The organism is Clostridium sp. C8-1-8 (assembly GCF_009928445.1).
Lineage (GTDB): Bacteria > Bacillota > Clostridia > Clostridiales > Clostridiaceae > Clostridium_AR.
On record NZ_JAABNO010000038.1, the window covers coordinates 24,818 to 46,685 of the forward strand.

Below are 21,868 nucleotides of genomic sequence, written 5' to 3' on the forward strand. Positions count from 1 at the left end.
GAATGTTTTGAATTACAGAGTAGTAGATAAAAATAACAAGAAATATATTGAATTTGCTTCTGGCTTTAGGAAACTTTCTTCAGAGAAAGATGTGATAGATTATATATCCATATGCATGGAAAATGATGTTTATACAATATTATTGCAGCCAAATATATTATCTGAAGATTTTTTTAATCTAAGGACTGGACTTGCAGGCATGGCATTGCAGAAATTTATAAACTACCATGTAAAGGTTGCTGTTATTATTGAAGATACCGAAAAACTTAATGATAGATTTAAAGAAATGATTATGGAAGCTAATAAAGGAAATCATTTCAGAACCTTTAGCAATACTGAAGATGCTGAGAGATGGATTGCAAGCTTATGATCTTAAAAAGGTAAAGCAATTACATTTTACTTTTGCTCATAATATATCAAGCTATACGATGTTTAAGAATACAGGAAATATTAGAATATGAAAGCAATATCTTTGCTATATGTTAATTTTAAGAATATGTTAAGTTAAAATTAAGAAAAAATAAATTATATATTAATAAACTATTATTATACTTGATAAATAAGGTATCCACTTGATTTAGGATAGTGTAATTATAGGACTCCTCTACTAAAACTTAAGTAATGAAGGCTCAAAAATAGCAACTTATGGGTATTTTTGCGGCATGCATAACTTAATAGTTGAAGTTAGAACCTAAAATACAAGATCAAAAAGTGTTTATACCGTTAAGTATAGAATAGGAGCTTTAAAAATGAAAATTAAAAGAGTAAATAAAATACTAAATCTTATAACAGGTATTATATTAATTATATTGTGGGGAAGTGTTTTTGTTATACATGGTATTGCTGGTGCTGTGTCATGGGCACTAGCAAAGTTATTCTTTGCACCAATCGGTGTTCTATTGGCACTTACAAGCCTAATATTGATTATTATCTGTTTAGTAAAAAAGAAAAAGGTTATTCCTAAATTAATTACATTGTTATTGTCATTAATTCTCGCCTTTCCAATACTTATGCTTTTTAATGTTATTCATATGGAATATCCAGCTAATATTAATAAGGTAGGGCCTTCTATTACAGTATCATGGCCTCTAAAAGAAAAGACAACAGTAGGATGGGGCGGAAATACTGTAGAAACAAATGCACCACATGCCATATGGGCATCTGAAAGATGGGCATATGATTTGGTTATGGAGCCTCATAGTACAAATAGCAAGAAGCTTGAGGATTATGGAATTTACGGTAAGGAGATTGTTGCACCAATTTCAGGGACAGTGGTTGAAGCTTATGATAAGGAGAGCGATATAGAACCTACTACAGAGGATTTCCTATCTATGGAGGGGAATCATATTTACATAAAGATAGATGAAACAGGAACTTATTTGTTATTAAACCACTTAAAAAAAGGAAGTGTACTTGTAAAAGCTGGTGATCATGTAAATGAGGGACAATCAATTGGAAGCGTCGGAAACTCTGGGACAACCTCAGAACCCCATTTACATATTCATCATCAACGTCAAGATCCAACTAAAGTTATTAATCCAATCTTTGCAGAAGGGTTACCACTTTATTTTAGAGATATGGAAGGTAAAGCTATGCCTGAAAAAGGTTCAATTGTAACACCTAAAAATTAAAGAGTATGTATATGAGGTGTAGTTGAGTTTAATTATAAAAATCCTTTTTGTATAAAACAATAAGTAATTAAAATTAAATATAAAAAACAAGTAACAAGAATGCCGTGTTGTTCAGTAATGAATTTTACGGCATTTTTACTTTGTAATTCAAACATAACATCTGCTTAAGGTTTGTAAAGTAAAGAATATTCACAAGTTAAGATATGTAATATATCTGTGAAAACCCCATGAATACTATATGTTTATATCATTATTTAATTATAAAAATATATGATTTTTTCACCATATGAATTTCTATGGCTGTGTGATAATACTGTTGGTATTTGATACAAAACTCAAACTGTTGTATGGATATTTATGACTACTGGCTTAGATAAGCTTAGTGGTTTTTGATTACTTTTTTCAGATTCTGAATTCAACAAAAATAATATTTATCAGAGTCTTATTTATTATGGCTTCGATCTAAAACTAGAGAGCTTGTATTTTAATATATGCTATACTTAGGTTGAAGAATTTTACTATTTATGGCATTATTAAAGTTAATGGAATTTATGTTATAAGATGTAATGCTGGCGTTTATTGTGCTAAGTTTAAGCATATATATGCCAAAGAAAGGATGAAATATGTTGTTTGGCAGGTTGTACTAAAGGAAAAGCTTATTGGCACTGGTTCAGGTAATTTGACAGAATTAGAAAAAGTGATAAACACACAGGCTGATAAAGGCTATAGGTTACATACTATTACCACTGCTTCGGCAGGTAGCAAAGGTTTGATGGGTGGGGACAGAATTCAGGCTACACTAGTTTTTGAGAAATTATAATAGTTAAAGTAATCATTATGTTGGGATATATAGGGCTTCATTAGAAAGACTCAATCGATGAATGTTGGAAAATAGCGGGGCATTGGGATTATATGATCCTGAGTTCTGCGGATCATCACGTATGTATAACTTAATAGTTGAAGTTAAAACCCCTATGAATAACAGGTAATATTATGTTGCCAAAATTATATTCAGAGATTATATGTTAACGATATAAAGAAATATGATTACATTAGATTATGCTTAATTTTAACCAATTACTCTAAAAAGGTGGTATATAAATGAATTTTAAATTTAAAAGCTTCCTAAGAAAATTTTTTATAACCTTTGTAATATTAACTTCAGCCTTTTACATTATGGTACAAGCTGAAGTTAACGGCGATGACTTGAAGAATTTTAAGACTAAATTAGACAGCAGAGTGCCTAACCTTTTGAAAAAGTATGAAATAGCTGGCACTTCCATAGGACTTATAAGTGATGGTAAACTAACATACGTTCTAAACTATGGCTATAGTGATAAAAGTGAAAATAAACCAATAACTAATGATACAGTGTTTCAGATAGGTTCTATATCTAAAAGTGTTGCAGCTGTATCAGTAATGCACTTAGTTCAACAGGGAAAGCTTGATTTAGATGCTCCAGCTGAAAAGTACTTAACTCGCTGGCACATTCCTGATTCAAAGTACAATAAAAATGATGTAACCATAAGGAGGCTTTTAAGCCATACAGCAGGTATTTCAGTTCATGGTTATAGTGGAACTGATCCAGATAAAAAGCTTCAAAGCTTAGAAGAGTCTCTCTCAGATGGAGTTAAAATCACAGTTAAGCCTGGAAGCAAGTATAGCTACTCAGGAGGTGGGTATACAATACTTCAGCTTATTATGGAAGAGGTTACAAAGAAGCCTTTTTATAAATATGCCAATGAAGAAATCTTAAGCCCATTAGGCATGAAAGATAGCTCTTATGATGCTGAGTATTTTCCTAAAACTATGTCAAAGGCCTATAGTTTTTTTGGACAAAAGATTCCAGCATACAAATATACTGAAGCAACTGCGGCAGGCTTAAAGACTACAGTTAGTGACTTTTCAAAAATCCTGTTGGCTTGCATGGATGATGGAGCTGGAATCATAAGCAAAGAAAATCTTGATACCATGTTTACTCCGGTGAAATCAGGCTATGGATTTGGATTTTCTAGAGAGACTTTATCTGATGGAACCATAGGTATATTTCATGCTGGTTCTAATAGAGGCTGGGAAGCTCAATTCGAGATGATACCTGGAAAAAAGGACGGAATAATTATTTGTACCAACAGCGACAATGGATTTGACATTATAAATGATGTGCTTAATCAGTGGAAGGGATATGAAACAGGAAAAATTCCACCAGTATTCTATACTTATAAAAATGTTGAAGTTGCAGCATTTGTTGCACTTATAGCAGCAATAATACTTTCTATAATTTTAATAATAGCTTTATATAGAAATGTAAGGCATGGTAAGAGAAGTTTTGGAAAACTTAAAGCTAAGTTTATGGTAAGGGTTGTTATTGCAATGTTTATCCTTATTGCATGGAGATATTTATTTCATGTGGGTATGTTAGCAGTTTTAGTGCCATATGTAGTTAGAATGTGCACTTATGCGGTTTTGATACTTGTAGTTGTAAATCTAATTTATGGGTTGTTTCCAAAAAACAAGGGGATGGGGCTTTAGTCCCATTTGTCAGAAAGAGGTAATAAAATGAATGGTATAAAAATTTCAGATATGTTAAATATGCAAAAGGCTTTATATGAATTACATAAGGATACCTGGTCACCATTAGAAGCTCAATATGGTAGAAACTCTATTCTCTGGATGATGGAAGAAATAGGTGAGTGCATCGCCATAATAAAGAAAAAAGGTGATTCTGCAATAATGGAGGACGAAAATGTTAGAAAGGCATTCTGTGAAGAGCTGAGTGATGTATTGATGTATTTTAACGATACATTACTAAGATACGGAATTACAGCAGATGAAATCTCTTCAGCATACATAGACAAGCATGAAAAAAACATGGGCCGTAACTATGTTAAAGAATATGAACATAAATATGAGGATAGATAACAGTAAGGTTTTTAAATAACAACTATAAATAGTGAATTGAAGATAAGATACTATATTATTTCTAGGAGGTAGCATGAAAAAACATATAATTATCGCAGGTGTACCTCGTGCTGGTAAAAGCACAATTTCACAGATGATATCCAAAAAATTTGGGTACCAGCATATTAGCATGGACTCAATTATTGCAGGAATTGAGAAAACTTTTCCTGAAACAGGAATTGATTCAGATGCGGATACGGAACCAAGTGATAACCTAGTTAATATAAGCGCAAAAATGGCACCATTTATTCGTGCAATGATGGACAGTGGTGAGTATGATGAGCTTGATTATGGGATGGTAATTGACATTTATCAACTTTTGCCAAAAGATTATGTTCAGTATATAGATAGCTCTATATGTGACATTTATTACTTTATAACATCAGAGGTTACAGCTCAAGAAAGATATGAAATATTAAAAGCGCATGATACACCAAATGATTATACATATTACTTATCTGATACAGAAAATATGGAAAATTGTATTTCACTTGTGAAAGTAAGTAAGTTAATAAAAGAACAATGTTTAAGATTTGATTTGTCTAATTTTGAAACTGCAAATAATAGGGATGATGTTATAAATACATTTATAAAGTCTTTAAGAGAATAAATATGAATTGTGTATATTATATGAAACTAATTAATTCCAATTATGGTGTTGGTTAATAATAACACAACAACAAATTCCAACTTATAGAGTAGATTATTTATATTAGGAGGTATTAAGGTTATGGATGATGAATTAAAAATCAAAATGTATTCATTTACGGTGGATTGCAAAGACCCACGGGAACTAGCAAAATTTTATGGGGCGTTGCTCAAGTGGGAAGTAATGTCTATGGGTGAAGAATGGGCCTGTGTATACGCTCCAGGAACCAATCAGGGAACATATCCTTCCATATTGTTTCAACAGAATCATGAGTATATACAACCGGTATGGCCTGAAAAGCCTGAAGCTCAGCAGCAAATGGCACATTTAGACTTGGCTGTTAATGATCTAGAAAAGGCAGTTCAGTATGCAATCAATTGTGGTGCAACAGTGGCAGAAGAGCAATTTTCTAGTGATTGGACAGTTATGATGGACCCAGCTGGACACCCTTTTTGCTTATGTCAAATGAAATCAGTTATGGAGAGTCCACATTTTGCATTATTATAGAAAATCACTAAATTCAAAGTAAGTTCAACATATTTCTATAAATACGGATTAGATGGATTTATTACTACAACATAATAAACACTTTTAAATTACTGGCCAACCTTCATTAATAAACGAATAATATAAGCAGTATGTGAAGCTTAACAAATTCTGATTGATATAATACTAAACATATAGGCTTTTAAAATATAAATTATAAACTATAATTTTACAGAGGTTTATTTACAAGTAATGACCTTTATTAATTGTATGTATCTTTTCCCAAATACAGTATGATTGTTGTGTTTTTTAGTGATTGTAATGGAGAAGGAGAACTATATAAATGCTAAAAATAGGTGAATTTGCTGCACTTACTGGAATTAGTATTAATATGTTAAGAAACTATGACAAAATAGGCTTGCTTATTCCAGAGTATGTTGACCAAATTAATAGCTATCGTTACTACAGTGAAAGTCAGATAATTGTGGCTAACCGTATTCAAATACTCAAAGAATTAGGTTTCGTTTTAAAAGAAATTTTAATAATAAACAGTTGTTCTGATGATGATATACGTAAATTAATTGAAAAAAAGATCTTAGAAAAACAAAAGGAAAAAAAACATATTGAAGAGCAAATTAATCGGATGGATCAAATCATTAATGACATTGGGATGTATAGTGATTTTACCTTTTCTGTTAAAATAACTACTCTTGTGTCGCGGAAAGTTGTCAGTTTACGAGACAGTATAAGCAAATTTGAAGATGAAGGATTGCTATGGAAAAGATTTGAACGCAAATGTATTGATAACAATGTAAAAATCTTGAACAATGAATATTCATATGCCATAACACATAGCATTGATTTGGTAAGTAATATAATAGATACAGAGGTTTTGCGCATAGTAAGTGAAGCCCCAAAAGAGACAAAGGGGCTGAATTATTACGAGTTACCTACTATTGAAATTGCTGTTGTATCATATAAGGGAACTTACAGTAGAATCAGTGATATCAGCAGTTATGTTCATAAATATGTTAAGTTTATGGGGTATGAACTATGTTATGCACCATTACGTAAATACTTTGTGTCACCGAATAATGAGTGCGATCCAAAGGAATACATAACAGAATATTACTATCCTCTAAAAAAGATTTGAAAAGACTATTGACCCTCGTATCGCACGAGGGTTTATTATATTTGTGTTGCAACAAGATATAACTTTTAGGAGATGTAATATGAGAAAAATAATTTATATAGAGCATCATATGGATGACTATGAATGCATGTGGAATGGAATAGAGGATATATATATGAGTAAAACGGGTGAAAGCTTGCCTAATAATTTTTTCTTTAGTCTATCAAGCTTTGGTTCGTTTTGCTATTTAAAAACTAAAAAGGCTGAGCTTAAGAGGTTAGTGGCTTTAGGAGATGGGCGAACAAAAAAGATGTATGAGTTCTTGGCTCCTATCATAGGAATTGAATATAAGCACTATGAATACAGCAACTTTGAAAAAGTATTAATAAAAGCTAAATCTGAAGTTGATTCTGGATACCCTGTGGTTTTGGGAGCTATAGATATGTTTTACCTTCCTTATTATGAAAAGTTGTATCACAAGGAACATATTCCTTTTCACTATATACTTATGGTTGGGTATGATGATGAAAAACAAAGTATTTATCTATATGATTGTGGTAGATTAAAGCTGCTATCACTTTCTTATAATGAACTACGTAATGCTATGAATTGTAATTATCCTGGTTTAAGCAAACCCAATACACTTTGTACCATTAGAATAAATAAACAAATAGATAAGATTCAAATTGCCAAAGACGCTCTTGCAAGAAAAAAGTGTTTATTTCTAAATCCAACAGCAGGTTTTCTAGGATATAAAGGGTTTGAAAAGTTTATCAGTGAACTTCCAAAATGGAAGAATGAGCTTAGTAAAGAAGAATATGATAAAATATTGCTCAATATGGTAGGATTTTTTGGTTCAGTTCCAACCATTCCAAATGCTATTAAAGGCGTTGATGAGCCTGACTTCGTTGAGTTTAAGGGTGGCTTTGAAAAAATCAGTATTATATTAAGAAGTATAGGGGATGAAACAAATAATTACCATTGGATACAGTCCTCAGTTTTCTTTGATGAAGGTGCAGAAGTGATTAAACAGATTTCAGAGATTATAATAAAATACTTATCTAATAAAGAAGATAATACGCAATTGTTGCCAAAACTATTTACTAAAGTTTTAGAGAAAATGATAGAAGGCTACAATGCATTAGACCTTTGAGAGAGCTACTTCTAGTATAATTATGACTTCAGCTTTTAGGAAGACTACAATAACAATTTAAATAAATTTTAATTCACGTATAACTTAGAATTGTGTTGTTTTTTCGTTGAAAAGTAAAATTATTTACTATATGATTATTAACAAAAATAGCAAAAAATGCGTAAAGAAATTAGGGTGTATAAAGGACTTTTTTGATATTGAGGAGGGAAACATGGAAATAGTAAAAAATTATGATTCTGTAATAATAGTATTACATGAGATATACGGGATTAATGAACATATTAAGAAGGTTTGCAAGAAGTTTTCTAGGGATGGATATGATGTCATCTGCCCAAATCTAATTAACCTTTCTCAACCTTTTAATTACGCTTCTGAGAAAGAGGCATATGAACATTTTATTGATAATATCGGATTTGATCTTGCAACTAGGCAAGCTAAAGAAGTGATTGTGGAAGCTAAAAAACAATATAAGAATATATATTTATTAGGGTATAGTGTAGGTGCAACAGTTGCATGGTTATGCAGTGAGGAAGAAACTATGTGTAGTGGGATAATAGGATATTATGGTTCACGGATTAGGGATTATATGAATATCACTCCAAAATGTCCAACCCTTCTAATTTTCCCTTCTGAAGAGATATCCTTTAATGTAGAAGAATTAGTTAATCATTTGAACAAGGATAGTATTAGTGCTTATATGTTAAATGGAAAGCATGGCTTTGGGGATCCTTTTTCTAAAAACTATTGTGAACAGTCATTCAAAGAAGCACAAAAATTGGTTGACAGCTTTTTGCAGAGATAGGGGACGGAACTACCGTCCCAAGGTTTCTTGAACATAAATAACAATACTTTAATTATAGATGCAGTGGAGTTGGATTTTAAAAATATCACTACAATAGAGAAATATTGAGGCTGGCTTGAGAATTATTGATGGCAGAATGTACCGTAAGTAAATAAGTTTTACAACCTTAGGCGTTAATATAATTTGCCTAAGGTTAGTTTTATTAATAAAAATACATATAATAAGAAATTGCAATTTACAACAAATGTTCCGATATATAATATATGGTATAATTTACATGTATTATATGTTGGAACATTTTTTGAGGAGAGGTTACATCTATAGCCAAGAGGAATTAAACAAATTTATGGAGGTGTTTAGCAATGGAAATAACGGTAAGAGCCGAAGAAGTAAAGGACTATCGTAGAGTGGAAGAAATAACAAGAGAGGCATTTTCCTATCCTGGAAGAATAGAACGAGGTGGAATTGGCTCCCCATATGAACACTGGATGGTCAATGAGTTGCGTAACCGTGATGGCATTAAAGAATTAAGCTTTGTAGCTGAAATAGATGGACAACTAGTCGGCCATATTATTTGCAGTAATGCTGTTGTAAAAACACCTGACGGAAGAAAACTACCTGTGGTTGATTTCGGGCCAATCAGTGTATTGCCAAAATTTCAGCGACAGGGAGTGGGAAAAGCTCTAATACAGACAATGATAAGCAATGCTAAAAGTCTTGGATATGGTGCAATCATATTTTTTGGACGTCCAGAATATTATCCTCAGTTTGGGTTTGTTGAAGCAGTGGAATATGGTGTAACAGACTGTAATGGTGAGAATTATCCAGCTTTTATGGCGATGGAGCTAAAAAAAGGATACCTTGCTGATGCACGTGGTGGTAAATACTATGAATCAGATATTTATGACGATAGTAAAAACAGGGCAGCAGTTACTGAGTTTGACCAATCCTTTAGGTAAATTCGTACATTGGTACAAGTTTAATTCATATGTACCAATCCATCTTTAGTGATATCAAATCATTTTTATATTGGAAGGTGAAATAAAGTGAATCTAAATAATATAATTACTGACAACTTAATATTAATACCTGTGACCTTAGAAATAACTGAAGCTTTATTAGCTGGAAGTAGTGAAGAAATTGAAAAACTGGGAGTAACTATAGATGAAAAATGGCCTACTGATGATACTAAAGACATATTACCCTTTATAAATCAGAGCTTAGAGAAAGATAAGGTTCCAAGTGGATTTGAATTTTGGATGATTGTAAAGAAAGCTAATATGAAGGTAGTAGGAGATATAGGCTTTAAAGGAAAGCCAGATGAAAAAGGTGAAATTGAAGTTGGATTTGGCTTAGTAGAAAATGAAAGAGGTCATGGCTTAGGCTTTGAAGCATTAAAGGCTATTATAGACTGGGCGTTTTCTCAACAGAATGTTAAGGTTATTAAAGCAGATTGTTTGATAGATAATAAGCCTTCTGCAGGAATATTAGAAAAGGTTGGTATGAAAGAGATTGATCGAGATAAGGACTATATTTACTGGGAGCTTATAGGGGCAATGCGCTAATGTACCAGTAATAATAATTAAAGCTATTTTAATATCTAAGTAACTAAAGGATAATTACTCAATTTGAAAGGTTGATATATGGTGACAAAAATCAATGATAGCACTGAAATGCTTTCTAACTTAGATAATTTACATACCACTGATTTAGGTGTAGTTAGAATTAAGAAAAATCTTTCCTTAGATGTAGAGGATGTTGTTAGATGGTGCAGAGAGAAAATACAAGCTCCAAATGCTTTGATAACAAGAAGAGGCAAGAACTGGTATGTAGATATAGATGCTTGCGAAATAACTGTAAATGCTTATAGTTATACCATTATTACTGCTCACAAGATAAAGAAGTAAGCTAGGTCTACTTGAAGTGAGGTATAGATTAAGGCAATTAGATGGATTTACTGTTATCAGGTAAGAAGTTGAATCAGCAAATCACAATAAAGGGCTACTACAAAACTAGAATAGTTAGTTTTGTAGTAGCCTATTTTTTCGGTAATAAAAAATTTGCTGAAGCAACCTTTTTCAATTATCTTTTTTGCTCATCTGATTTTTACTTACGTATGTGAAGAAATTCTCACAGTCGACATAATCTTGCCTTTTACTGTTTACACTAAATGGCTGTCCTAGGAACTTGAAAATACTAGGCTTATCTAGCTAAAAACTGGAGAAGGGAGTAAAACGTGTGGATTCTAAAAAACTCATATTAATTGTACAACTAAATTATGAAGCTAACTAAATCATGGATTGAACAATATAATGAATTAACTATGATTTTCAACTTAGTATTAACATCAAATTTAGAGAATTTAGTAGCAGAGTTTTAATTTCTTATATCATTACAATATAATAGTTTTTAAGAATTTCATCAGCTTTATAGTTCTTTTCTGCATTTTATCATTAAAAAGTTTACTGGAGGTTTATCAGGATTATCCTTATATATGTCATCAATCTCTGCAAAGTCAACAAGTCCATAATCTCCAAACTCTTTCTCTATAGACCGAGAATCATAGAAAAATAGCTTTACCCCATAGGAAGTTTCATAATAATTTTCACCAAGCTTCGTGCCATTGCCGTACATTGGAGCTTTTTCAGAAACAGCAGTAAAAATCATATATCCACCTGGTTTTAAATGGTTGTAGCAATCACTAATAAACTTTTTTCTTTCAGATTGGTTTAACAGATGAATAAGTGCAAAGCTGGCTATACCATCATAGAGTTTATTTTCAAAAGGCATATCGGATACTGAGCCGTGATATATTTTATTTTTAATTTCATTCTGCCTTGCTATATTGATTGCTGTTTGAGAAATTTCAATTCCTGTAACTTCCATGTTGTTATCAGTAAAGGGGTTTACATTTCTTCCATATCCAATGCCTGGTATTAATATATCCTTTAGATTATTTTCAGCAAAGTAATCTGCTACTACAAATGCAATGCTTGATGGCTCAACCCCCCACATCGCTTGCTTTTCTGCAAAACTCTTTTCCCAGAATTCAGACATATAAACATCTCCTTTAAATTTATCTTACGATTGCTTGCGCAACAAATGATTTTATTTTTAGTATAAAGTCTATTTTTAGCTAACATTGTTAATATGCTACTTATAACAAAAATATAATTATATTAATTAAATATATTACAGACTGTATTTATCTACAATTAGAGTATAAAAATATCTATGAGATAAAGGTGGTGATTATATAATTTCAAATAATTTTTTATCTTTAAGATAAGCTTCAAACATATTTTCAGCTTCGTCCATTGCTTTTTGAATTTTGCACTCATGACTTTCATCCATTTCACAGGTAAACATAGGGCTACTTCCTTCAGTTGCCTCAATTACATCTAAAAGTGAAATATCTTCTTTCTTTTTACGTAAAACATAACCACCATTTACACCTGGGGTTGATTGGATTATATTAGCCTTTACTAATTGTGTTAAAATCTTTGATAAATAACTTGGAGAAATATTTAAATGGCTTGCCAAAGGCTGCAAACTTAAATTATCTCTTTTATCATACTTAATCATATATGCAACTATATGTAATGCATAATTAGTAGCTTTTGTATATTTCATATCTATCCTCCATGTATAATTACTCAGATATTACAGACTGCATTTGTCTATAATACACCGATTTATAATTTTAGTAAATACTTATTAATGGTTAAATAACTTCTATTATATTTTCTATGGAAGCCTACTGAGTTATAGAATGTATTATTGAGATAAATAACATAATTAAAAGCTTATTTTGTTTAAAGGGTATTACGTGAACTTAATGTAAGTATATTATTAAGAAATAAATGCTAATATTCCCAGGATGGAGAGGAGATTGTAATTTAAAGTAGTGTTGGAAGGAACAGCACTAAGACATGTTTATTTGTACAATATTTTGCTAAAAAACCAAAGAAGAATTGTTTGCCATATTGTTGAAATTTTATTAATAATATGGATTTAATGTTAATGTATGAATAAAAAAATTAAAAAAAAATTAAAAAAAACTATTGAAACATGTTTAAAATGATGCTATTATGGAAACGTAGTCAATAGCGAAACATCAAGCGATGGTTACCTATTAGATTACAATAAAATTTAATATTCGTAATGTTACTGATTAGATCAGGCATGAGCGTAAATAATGAAATTATTTAATATTGGTTAGCTATTTCACATAGTTTAAACAGTTGTACAAGTTATTATATATAATTAATGATTATTTTTATGTATAAACTGTGTGAATAAACTGCAACCTAGTATTATAGATTTTATTTTAATGCTCATGCCTTTTTGATTTTGTAACAAATATATAACTAGGAGGTATATGTAAAATGGTAGGAATTATTCTTGCTAGTCACGGTGAATTTGCTAAGGGCATATTGCAATCTGGTTCAATGATTTTCGGAGAACAAGAAAACGTTAAAGCTATTACTTTAATGCCTAGCGAAGGACCTGATGATCTTAAAGCAAAAATGAAAGAAGCAATCGCATCCTTTGACAACCAAGATGAGGTTCTATTCTTAGTTGACCTTTGGGGCGGAACACCATTCAATCAAGCAAATGCTCTATTTGAAGAACACAAAGACAAATGGGCAATTGTAGCTGGTTTAAATCTGCCAATGCTTATTGAAGCTTATGGTGCTCGTCTTTCAATGGAGTCTGCACATGAAATTGCAACTTTCATTTTAACATCAGCTAAAGAAGGAGTTAAGGTTAAACCTGAAGCACTAGAACCAGCAGATACAGCTAAAGCTTCTGGAGCTTCTAACCAACAATCGAATGCAGGTAAACCTGGAAAGTTCGAATATGTTTTAGCTAGAATTGACTCCCGTTTACTTCATGGACAAGTGGCGACTGCTTGGACAAAAGCTATGAACCCTACAAGAATTATTGTAGTTTCAGATGCAGTTGCTAAAGATGATCTTCGTAAGAACTTAATTACACAAGCGGCTCCTCCAGGGGTTAAAGCTCATGTTGTTCCAGTAGATCACATGATTAAACTTGCAAAAGATGATCAACACTTTGGTGGACAACGCGCAATGCTTCTTTTCGAAAATCCACAGGATGTACTTAGAGCTGTAGAAGGCGGAATACCTTTGAAGACAATCAATGTTGGTTCAATGGCTCACTCTATAGGTAAGGTACAACCAAGCAAAGTGCTTGCATTCAATCAAGCAGATATAGATACATTTAATAAGCTTAAAAAAGCTGGATTAAATTTTGATGTTCGTAAAGTACCAAATGATTCAAAGGGAAATATGGACGAAATACTTAAAAAAGCACAGGATGAATTAGCTAAATTAAAGTAATTTAATTATTTAAGGAATCTAATTTATTTACACAAAGGGAGGTTTAATAATCGTGACTTTAAATATAATTCAAATAGTATTAGTCATTATTGTAGCATTTCTAGCTGGTGTGGAAGGTATATTGGATGAATTCCAATTCCATCAACCAATAATTGCTTGTACATTAATCGGATTAGTAACTGGTAACTTATTACCATGTTTAATCTTAGGTGGTACTCTTCAAATGATCGCCTTAGGTTGGGCAAATATCGGTGCAGCGGTAGCACCTGATGCAGCGTTAGCATCTGTTGCATCTGCAATTATTTTAGTACTTGGTGGTCAAGGTCAAGCAGGAGTTTCTTCAGCAATCGCTATTGCTGTTCCTCTAGCTGTTGCAGGTTTATTATTAACAATTATTTGTCGTACTATAGCTACAGCATTTGTACACTTTATGGATGCTGCTGCAAAAGAAGGAAATCTTAGAGCTATTGAAATGTGGCAAATAGCTGCTATATGTTTACAAGGTGTACGTATCGCAATCCCAGCTGCTTTAATATTAGCAATTGGTGCTGGCCCAATACGTTCATTACTTGATGCTATGCCAACTTGGTTAACAAGCGGTTTAGCTATCGGTGGTGGAATGGTTGTTGCTGTTGGTTATGCAATGGTAATAAACATGATGGCTACAAAAGAAGTATGGCCATTCTTTGCAATCGGTTTTGTATTAGCAACAATTTCACAAATTACACTTATTGGATTAGGTGCACTAGGTGTAGCTATAGCTCTTGTTTACTTAGCACTTAGCAAACAAGGTGGTATGGGTAAAGCTGGTGGTTCAAATACTGGTGATCCAATAGGCGATATCATCGATAGATACTAAGAAGGGGGAGAGTACGAAAATGTCAAAAGAATTAAAATTAACTAAAAGCGATCGAGTTTCTGTTTGGTTCCGTTCATTTTTCCTTCAAGGTTCTTGGAACTATGAAAGAATGCAAAATGGTGGTTGGGCATATGCAATGATCCCAGCAATCAAAAGATTATATAAGACTAAAGAAGATAGAGCAGCTGCATTAGAACGTCACTTAGAGTTCTTTAACACTCACCCATATGTAGCTTCACCAGTTATAGGTGTAACTTTAGCTTTAGAAGAAGAACGTGCAAATGGTGCGCCAATAGATGACGTAACTATTCAAGGTGTTAAAATAGGTATGATGGGACCTTTAGCAGGTATTGGAGATCCAGTTTTCTGGTTCACAGTTAGACCAATATTAGGAGCATTAGCTGCTTCACTTGCTATGAGTGGTAACATACTTGGACCAATAATATTCTTCTTCGCATGGAATATTATCCGTATGGCATTTATGTGGTATACACAAGAGTTTGGATTCAAAGCTGGATCACGTATTAGTGAAGATTTATCAGGTAGCTTACTTCAAGATATTACAAAGGGAGCATCTATCCTTGGTATGTTCATACTAGGATCATTAGTTAACAGATGGGTATCTGTTAAGTTTGCACCAGTAGTATCATCTGTTAAGTTAAGTGATGGTGCTTTCATAGATTGGACTAAACTTCCTGCTGGAGCAGAAGGAATTAAGCAAGCTCTATTACAACAAGGATCAGGTATGTCATTAACTGATACTAAAGTTACAACATTACAAAATAACTTAGATTCATTAATCCCAGGTCTTGCTGGATTAGTAATTACACTTATTTGTATGTGGTTACTTAAGAAGAAAGTATCTCCAATCATAATAATCCTTGGATTATTCGCAATTGGTATAGTATTCCACTTAATCGGTTTAATGTAATATTTATTTCTTAGCCTAGGCTTTTTAGCCTGGGCTTTTATTAAAATATAAGGCTTATTTAAAGTACTTAAACTATAAGCTTTGCTAAAAATAGACTTTGTAAGGTTTTCTATAGGAGTATAAATTATACTTTGAGCTTTGAAGCCTATAAATAAAATAGAACTTATACATTAATTAAATAAAATGGTAAAATATCTGTGATTTTTAACGAACTTTTGAATACTTGATAGAAAAATATAAACAATATATAATAACAGTAAATGTGCGTATAAGTAGAAAAGAGGTAGATCTAATGGTTGAATCGCTGAATACGAAGGTGGACTTAGTAATTAATGGAACATCTTTTACGGGCTTTTCAGATTATGGTAAAATCATGATCGGAGACAAAGGTTTTGAGTTTTACAATTCCCGTGATACTCACAAATTTATTCAAATTCCTTGGGAAGAGGTTGACTACGTAATTGCTTCAATTATGTTCAAAGGAAAGTGGATTCCAAGATATGCAATCCGTACGAAGAAAAATGGTACATATACCTTTGCTTCTAAAGATGCAAAAAAAGTACTTCGTGCCATTAGAAATTATGTTGATCCAAGTCATATGGTTTCTTCACTAAGCTTTTTTGATGTGGTGAAGAGAGCAGTTAAAGCAACCTTTAAAAAGGCTTAATAAACTGGGACAGAGGGACGGAGCTTATGTCCCAGCTAGAGATTAACGGAGACAGAGTCACAAAGTTTTTGTCATAATAAATATTCTCTATAAAAAGCAGGCTAAACCTAGCAATATACTAGGCTTAGCCTGCTTTTTATATTTCTAATTTACAAAGATACAAAAAACATAATCAGCTTGTTTTATTGCTTTAAATACAGTTTAGCCTTCTAAAACTAACCATTACAGAGTTGAAGCTTTTTGTGGTTTAAGCTGTACCATCAATTTCAACATTACTATATATATCAAATAACCCAATAGCGCACCAAAGCTATTCATAAGAATATCATCAATTTGTGCATATCTACCAGAAAACATCTGAAGAAACTCAATAGCTCCAGAGAATACCAATGCAATTAATAGATTAAGTACCCACTTGCTCTTAATTTTTCTAAATACCATTGGGGTAAGGAAACCAAATGGCATAAATAGAATTAAATTTAATAACATAGCTGTTGATAAGCCATCTTCAAAAGGTTTAATGCTATAATGAATATGACCATTTAATACTTCTGTAATTCTAAAATCCATACCAATTATTCCTGTAATTCTTAGTATTGTATAGACATTAAGAATCCATACAAACTCACAGAACATAGTGGTAGGCTTAACTTCAACCTTCTTTTTTACAAACCATTTTATGCAAGTAATTAACAAAAAAATAACCAAAGATATAGGCACGCTTTTTATAAGAAAACTAAATCCCTCTTTAATGTAGGTTGATAACATATTTGGAACCTCTCTTTTACTGTAAAAGTCTACAATTTTTTATATATTGACTGAAATTAAGTAGTTAAAAGACCGAATGGGGACAAGGAACGGAGCTTTAGAACCAAATAATATTTAAAGCTTCGCTTTAATAGAAGTTACTTAGCTTATATTAAAACAATAATAAATCTGAATATCATTACAAAGCATAATCTATAAATAAGAAATAACAAGACTCCCAATGATGAGAGTCCTTTTTAAAAACTTTTTTAATAAAATCTATAAAATCTTATTCCTAGTCCTTGTTAATTCAATTGTATTTTACAATTGACAAGCATTTGTATTTTAGAATAACGGATTTATAATCAAAGCTCAAGTTTATTATTCTTTATAGGACTTGGATAACATATTTTTTTCAGAGACATCCTCAAACGCTTCAAAATAATCTAATATTTCTATACCAAAATCTATAAAGGATCTACCTTTAGCTGTAATAATATTTTCATGCCTTACTACTTTTTGCTCCAGATAGTTTTGACGAGGAAACTGATCCTCCAGACCATTTTCTTTATAATAATCTTCACCTAAAGTTGTTGTGTATAAATGATTATCTAATATACCAGCTTTAGCTAGAAACTCTGGAGCAGCGCATATAGCACAAATCAATTTTTTTTCTTTATCCAGCTTTTGTATTAGCTCAATTAGTTCAGGTTTACAGGTTCTTTCAAAGCCACCAGGTATAATCAGTGCATCTAAGTCATCAAGAGAAAGGGCTTCTTTAACTGTGATTTCTGGCATGTACTGAAGCTTTGAAGAAGCTTTAACTGGTGATTTTTCATAACCAATGCTAATTAATCTCTTATCGGGAATCCATCCTAACATGTGACAGGCCAAAGTAATCTCGAAGTCTGCCATACTTTCATAAACAAAACACAGTATTTTACTCATAATAATCTCCTATTAAGTGATTATTATTACAGGAAAATATTTTATCCACAGGGTTAAAGTGAAGCAAATAAATCTATAAAACAATCACCTTATAATTTATTTTTATGTTGTTAGTTACCATAATACCGCCTCCTTTTGTAATATTTAACCTTGTTGACATTATATCACAAAAGGACACGGATATTCAGTGTTAATTTTATCTTGCCTCATGAAATCATAGTAACATTGAGAATAGATTTTCATCGAAGCTATTCAATAAAAGAATATTAAGAATAAAAGTAGTGGATATACTAAATAAATGTTTAATTGTAATGTTATGGAATATAAGCTATAATTGTCTGATAATTAAATCTTATTGGTAAAGTGTGAAGAAATAATTAGAGATAAAGTTTTATTGGTTAGTTTGGAGGGAGTAATAAGGTGGAAGATTTAAACAGGGGTGCAAGATATGATAAAATGGTTAAAGAAAAATCTGGGGATGAACTTGGACTATTTGATAAGTATGAAGAAACTTTCATAAAAATAAGAGATAAAATAACAAGATATAATGTAAAAAATGTAATTGATTTTGGATGTGGTACAGCGAATTTATGTGGCGTTTTAAGTGAGAAAATTAATGTTATAGGAATAGATAAGAGCATTGAAATGATTCAAGAAGGTAAAAAAAAGTACCCAGAAATGAATTTTATTGAGTGTAGTATTTTAGATGTATCCAATATAAAAGAGAAAGCAGATATTGTTGTATCGTCTTATGTTCTACATGGATTAAATGAAGAGGAAAAACGGAAAGCTCTCTCTAATATGCTATTACTTAATGACCAAAAAGGAGTTATATTAATAGATTTTATGTTTGAAAATATAAAGTCAAAAGAAGAATATAAAGAAAACTTATTAAGAAACAACAGGACAGACTTGTGGGAGTTTATAGAAAGCAAGAATTTTTTTATAGTTGAAGAGTTAAGGAAATATGTAGAAGAAAATAATTTGAAAATTACTTTGGAACATGTTGTAAACCTCACCTGGATTGCAGAAATTTATAAATGAGAAATTAATAGCTTACATAATACTTTGAGAAAGGCAAATGCGCAAAAAAGCTCACTGAAGAAAGTATAATAAGTATAAATTAAGCTTTCATAAAGGTTCACTATAATAAGTAAACTAAAAATTTGAGTTGTTTCAGAAGGAATGGTGAATATTTTGATAAAATTACGCAACACTTCTAAAGCCATAATTATTCAAGATAAAAAGATACTATTTGTAAAATATATTTCAAAAAGAACAGGGATTACATATTATGTATTGCCAGGTGGTGGACAAGAAGGCGGTGAAACCTTTCTAGATACATTAAAGAGGGAGTGTTTAGAGGAACTTGGTGCTGAAATAGAAGTAGATAGATTTGCACTTATTACTGAATATATTGGAAAAAATCATAAATTTGCAGAAATACATTCAGAACTTCACCGGATTGAATGTATGTTTTTTTGCTCATTGAAATCTTCTATAAACTTGTCAGAGGCCACTAATACTGACCCTGATCAAGTAGGATTTGAATGGATTGGTTTTGATGAAATGAAAGATAAAACTGTGTATCCTGAAGTGTTAAAAAGAGTCTTTGACAAACAAGGAAACATTACAACACCTTTATATTTGGGAGATACATTTTAAGATTGATAAATCGAATTATACAATATAACATAAGAAATACTTGTGTTTTTGGAGGGATTTATTATGAAAATAGGATTGCAGGGTTATATTCAAGGAACTGTTGAGGCTGCAGAGTTTTATCAAAAGGCTTTTGGAGCTACTTTAGGGTATAATGTCCGAAATGCTGATGGTACATTTATGCATGCAGAATTAAACTTAGATGGACAACTTCTTATAGCGTTGAGTGAGACATCAAGCAGCGTTGGGTTAGAGAATATAAAAAGATATTCTCCAAGTGACTACCCAACAATGAATTTCTCTGTTTCTTTAGGAAGTGAAGAAGCGGTAAAAAAGGCCTATGAGGTTTTTATAGAACAGGGCAATATATTGCTTCCTATAGGACCATTGCCTTGGAATACTTGCTGTGCAAATGTTATTGATAAATTCGGTGTATTTTGGTACATAAGTGTTTAGATATAAAGATATTTAGCATATGGAAAAGTGCACCTCCAAACAAACCGAATTGAAATGGATGTTTAAAATAATGACATTAAGCCAATGATATTAAAAGTATCGTTGGCTTATGCTATAATAAGTATAATGTAATTGGAAATGGACTACAGAAGGAGATGATAATATGACTATGTATCTAAACACAGATAGGCCGATAAAAAATTATAAAGAGCTTATGAATGAAAAATATTTTGTAGATAAATCATTAATAATAAAATTATTAAATGAAAAAATATCTACTAAAAGTAAATATGTATGTATCACAAGACCAAGAAGATTTGGAAAATCTAGTGTTGTAGATATGCTTGGTGCGTATTATTCTAAAGCTGTAGATTCAAAAAAGTATTTTAATGAGCTTAAAATAAGTAAAGTAAATAGCTATAAAGAGCATTTAAATAGATACAATGTGATAAATATAAGTTTTAATACGATACCAGACAAAAATAAAACTTATGATGAATATATTAGTATAATTCAGAATGGAATAATAGATGATATAAAAACAATGTATCCAGATTTAGAAATAAAGGATTTTTATAATATTAGCCATATGCTAAGTCATACAAATGATAGATTTATATTTATTTTTGATGAATGGGATTATATTTTCACTAATAATTTATTTGAAGATAATCAAAATGATTTCTTAGAATTTCTTAGAAACCTTTTAAAAGATCAACCATATGTGGCACTTTGTTATATGACAGGAGTTTTGCCAATTAAGAAATATTCCAGTGGTTCGGCTCTTAATATGTTTGATGAATATACATTCTTAAGAGATAGAAGTTTTGGGGAGTTTTTTGGTTTTACTGAAGAGGAAGTAAAAAACTTATGTTTAAAAAATATAGACTTAAGCTTTGAAGAACTTGAAAGCTGGTATAATGGATATTTAACTGCGCTGGGTATTAAAGTATATAATCCTAGATCAGTTGTTAAAGCACTACAAAATAATCATTGTGAAAGTTATTGGACCAATACAGGTGATATGGACGAAGTAGCAGAATACTTGAAATATAACACTTTAGATATAAGAGATGACGTTATAGAAATGGTTTCAGGAGAAGAAATTGATATTATAATTGATGAAGAATTTAGAGCTGGACAAGGAACTCCAAGAAATAAGGAAGAAATATATTCAGCGATGATTGTTTTAGGTTTCCTATCCTATTATGATGGATATTTAAAGATTCCAAATAAAGAATTAATGAAAGAGTTCGAGAAGGCTTTAAAGGATAAATCTTTTGGATATGTTGCAAAGATAATAGAAAATTCTAAGAAAATGTTAAAAGCAACAGTTAAGGGAGATACAAAAGTTATAGAAGAAATTCTCCATGATATTCATAACTCAGAAATTCCAGTTTTACAGTATAATGATGAGAATA

At 31.4% G+C, this 21,868-nt stretch carries 25 protein-coding genes; 21 read left to right on the forward strand and 4 right to left on the reverse strand.

All coding sequences use genetic code 11. The features are described 5' to 3' along the window. Positions 1–7 precede the first annotated feature (7 nt). The 13 genes from GXK57_RS23745 to GXK57_RS23805 all read left to right on the forward strand — a co-directional run bounded on the left by GXK57_RS23745 (position 8) and on the right by GXK57_RS23805 (position 10,718). Positions 8–370 carry a DUF4180 domain-containing protein gene (locus GXK57_RS23745; RefSeq protein WP_160680494.1) on the forward strand — a complete coding sequence of 121 codons (363 nt, stop codon included), beginning with the start codon at positions 8–10 and terminating at the stop codon, positions 368–370. 379 nt (positions 371–749) lie between these two features. Beyond that, positions 750–1,631, forward strand: coding sequence for a M23 family metallopeptidase (locus GXK57_RS23750; protein WP_202127781.1), 882 nt, complete (start codon positions 750–752; stop codon positions 1,629–1,631). Between the two features lie 505 nt (positions 1,632–2,136). Continuing rightward, complete coding sequence (locus GXK57_RS26715) at positions 2,137–2,451, forward strand: hypothetical protein (protein WP_243156502.1); 315 nt, start codon at positions 2,137–2,139, stop codon at positions 2,449–2,451. 281 nt (positions 2,452–2,732) lie between these two features. Beyond that, on the forward strand, positions 2,733–4,160 hold the full coding sequence (locus tag GXK57_RS23760; RefSeq protein WP_160680495.1) for a serine hydrolase domain-containing protein: 1,428 nt from the start codon (positions 2,733–2,735) through the stop codon (positions 4,158–4,160). A gap of 27 nt (positions 4,161–4,187) precedes the next feature. After that, positions 4,188–4,550 (forward strand): dATP/dGTP pyrophosphohydrolase domain-containing protein, encoded by a 363-nt coding sequence (locus GXK57_RS23765; protein ID WP_160680496.1) that lies wholly within the window; start codon positions 4,188–4,190, stop codon positions 4,548–4,550. 73 nt (positions 4,551–4,623) lie between these two features. Then, positions 4,624–5,199: a hypothetical protein gene (locus GXK57_RS23770; protein WP_160680497.1), complete on the forward strand. Its 576-nt coding sequence runs from the start codon at positions 4,624–4,626 to the stop codon at positions 5,197–5,199. 120 nt (positions 5,200–5,319) lie between these two features. Then, the gene (locus tag GXK57_RS23775; protein WP_160680498.1) at positions 5,320–5,745 is read left to right on the forward strand and encodes a VOC family protein; all 426 of its coding nucleotides are present in this window, start codon (positions 5,320–5,322) and stop codon (positions 5,743–5,745) included. A 322-nt stretch (positions 5,746–6,067) separates the two neighbouring features. Further along, entirely contained in the window at positions 6,068–6,877 is an 810-nt protein-coding gene (locus GXK57_RS23780) for a MerR family transcriptional regulator (RefSeq protein ID WP_160680499.1), read from the forward strand. Positions 6,878–6,956: 79 nt separating this feature from the next. Further along, a complete protein-coding gene (locus GXK57_RS23785) occupies positions 6,957–8,009 on the forward strand; it encodes a BtrH N-terminal domain-containing protein (protein WP_160680500.1) in 1,053 nt (350 codons plus the stop codon). Between the two features lie 211 nt (positions 8,010–8,220). Further along, on the forward strand, positions 8,221–8,811 hold the full coding sequence (locus GXK57_RS23790) for a dienelactone hydrolase family protein (RefSeq protein WP_160680501.1): 591 nt from the start codon (positions 8,221–8,223) through the stop codon (positions 8,809–8,811). A gap of 362 nt (positions 8,812–9,173) precedes the next feature. Further along, positions 9,174–9,770: an N-acetyltransferase gene (locus GXK57_RS23795; protein ID WP_160680502.1), complete on the forward strand. Its 597-nt coding sequence runs from the start codon at positions 9,174–9,176 to the stop codon at positions 9,768–9,770. Between the two features lie 87 nt (positions 9,771–9,857). Further along, positions 9,858–10,376 (forward strand): GNAT family N-acetyltransferase, encoded by a 519-nt coding sequence (locus GXK57_RS23800; protein ID WP_160680503.1) that lies wholly within the window; start codon positions 9,858–9,860, stop codon positions 10,374–10,376. A 78-nt stretch (positions 10,377–10,454) separates the two neighbouring features. Then, on the forward strand, positions 10,455–10,718 hold the full coding sequence (locus GXK57_RS23805; protein ID WP_202127782.1) for a DUF3781 domain-containing protein: 264 nt from the start codon (positions 10,455–10,457) through the stop codon (positions 10,716–10,718). 520 nt (positions 10,719–11,238) lie between these two features. Here the strand turns inward: GXK57_RS23805 and GXK57_RS23810 are convergent. Both GXK57_RS23810 and GXK57_RS23815 read right to left on the reverse strand, forming a co-directional pair. Continuing rightward, positions 11,239–11,868 (reverse strand): class I SAM-dependent methyltransferase, encoded by a 630-nt coding sequence (locus GXK57_RS23810; RefSeq protein WP_160680504.1) that lies wholly within the window; start codon positions 11,866–11,868, stop codon positions 11,239–11,241. A 195-nt stretch (positions 11,869–12,063) separates the two neighbouring features. Next, positions 12,064–12,444 carry an Rrf2 family transcriptional regulator gene (locus GXK57_RS23815; protein WP_160680505.1) on the reverse strand — a complete coding sequence of 127 codons (381 nt, stop codon included), beginning with the start codon at positions 12,442–12,444 and terminating at the stop codon, positions 12,064–12,066. 755 nt (positions 12,445–13,199) lie between these two features. Here GXK57_RS23815 and GXK57_RS23820 point away from each other — a divergent pair. From GXK57_RS23820 to GXK57_RS23835, 4 genes are all read left to right on the forward strand, one after another. Continuing rightward, on the forward strand, positions 13,200–14,177 hold the full coding sequence (locus GXK57_RS23820; protein WP_160680506.1) for a mannose/fructose/sorbose PTS transporter subunit IIA: 978 nt from the start codon (positions 13,200–13,202) through the stop codon (positions 14,175–14,177). Positions 14,178–14,229: 52 nt separating this feature from the next. Continuing rightward, complete coding sequence (locus GXK57_RS23825; RefSeq protein WP_128213002.1) at positions 14,230–15,036, forward strand: PTS mannose/fructose/sorbose transporter subunit IIC; 807 nt, start codon at positions 14,230–14,232, stop codon at positions 15,034–15,036. A 19-nt stretch (positions 15,037–15,055) separates the two neighbouring features. Further along, entirely contained in the window at positions 15,056–15,967 is a 912-nt protein-coding gene (locus GXK57_RS23830) for a PTS system mannose/fructose/sorbose family transporter subunit IID (protein WP_160680507.1), read from the forward strand. Positions 15,968–16,259: 292 nt separating this feature from the next. Beyond that, positions 16,260–16,634, forward strand: a complete 375-nt coding sequence (locus GXK57_RS23835; RefSeq protein ID WP_160680508.1) for a DUF956 family protein — start codon at positions 16,260–16,262, stop codon at positions 16,632–16,634. Between the two features lie 222 nt (positions 16,635–16,856). Here the strand turns inward: GXK57_RS23835 and GXK57_RS23840 are convergent, their stop codons facing one another. Next, positions 16,857–17,402, reverse strand: coding sequence for a VanZ family protein (locus tag GXK57_RS23840; protein ID WP_160680509.1), 546 nt, complete (start codon positions 17,400–17,402; stop codon positions 16,857–16,859). Between the two features lie 360 nt (positions 17,403–17,762). Next, positions 17,763–18,329: a DJ-1/PfpI family protein gene (locus GXK57_RS23845; RefSeq protein ID WP_160680510.1), complete on the reverse strand. Its 567-nt coding sequence runs from the start codon at positions 18,327–18,329 to the stop codon at positions 17,763–17,765. A 420-nt stretch (positions 18,330–18,749) separates the two neighbouring features. Between GXK57_RS23845 and GXK57_RS23850 the strand changes: the two genes are divergently transcribed. From GXK57_RS23850 to GXK57_RS23865, 4 genes are all read left to right on the forward strand, one after another. Then, positions 18,750–19,373, forward strand: coding sequence for a class I SAM-dependent methyltransferase (locus GXK57_RS23850; RefSeq protein ID WP_160680511.1), 624 nt, complete (start codon positions 18,750–18,752; stop codon positions 19,371–19,373). A 153-nt stretch (positions 19,374–19,526) separates the two neighbouring features. Further along, entirely contained in the window at positions 19,527–19,994 is a 468-nt protein-coding gene (locus tag GXK57_RS23855; protein ID WP_160680512.1) for an NUDIX domain-containing protein, read from the forward strand. Positions 19,995–20,057: 63 nt separating this feature from the next. Further along, positions 20,058–20,447 (forward strand): VOC family protein, encoded by a 390-nt coding sequence (locus tag GXK57_RS23860; RefSeq protein ID WP_160680513.1) that lies wholly within the window; start codon positions 20,058–20,060, stop codon positions 20,445–20,447. Between the two features lie 163 nt (positions 20,448–20,610). Continuing rightward, positions 20,611–21,868 (forward strand): AAA family ATPase (locus GXK57_RS23865; protein WP_160680514.1); only part of this gene is annotated, 1,258 nt, incomplete at its 3' end.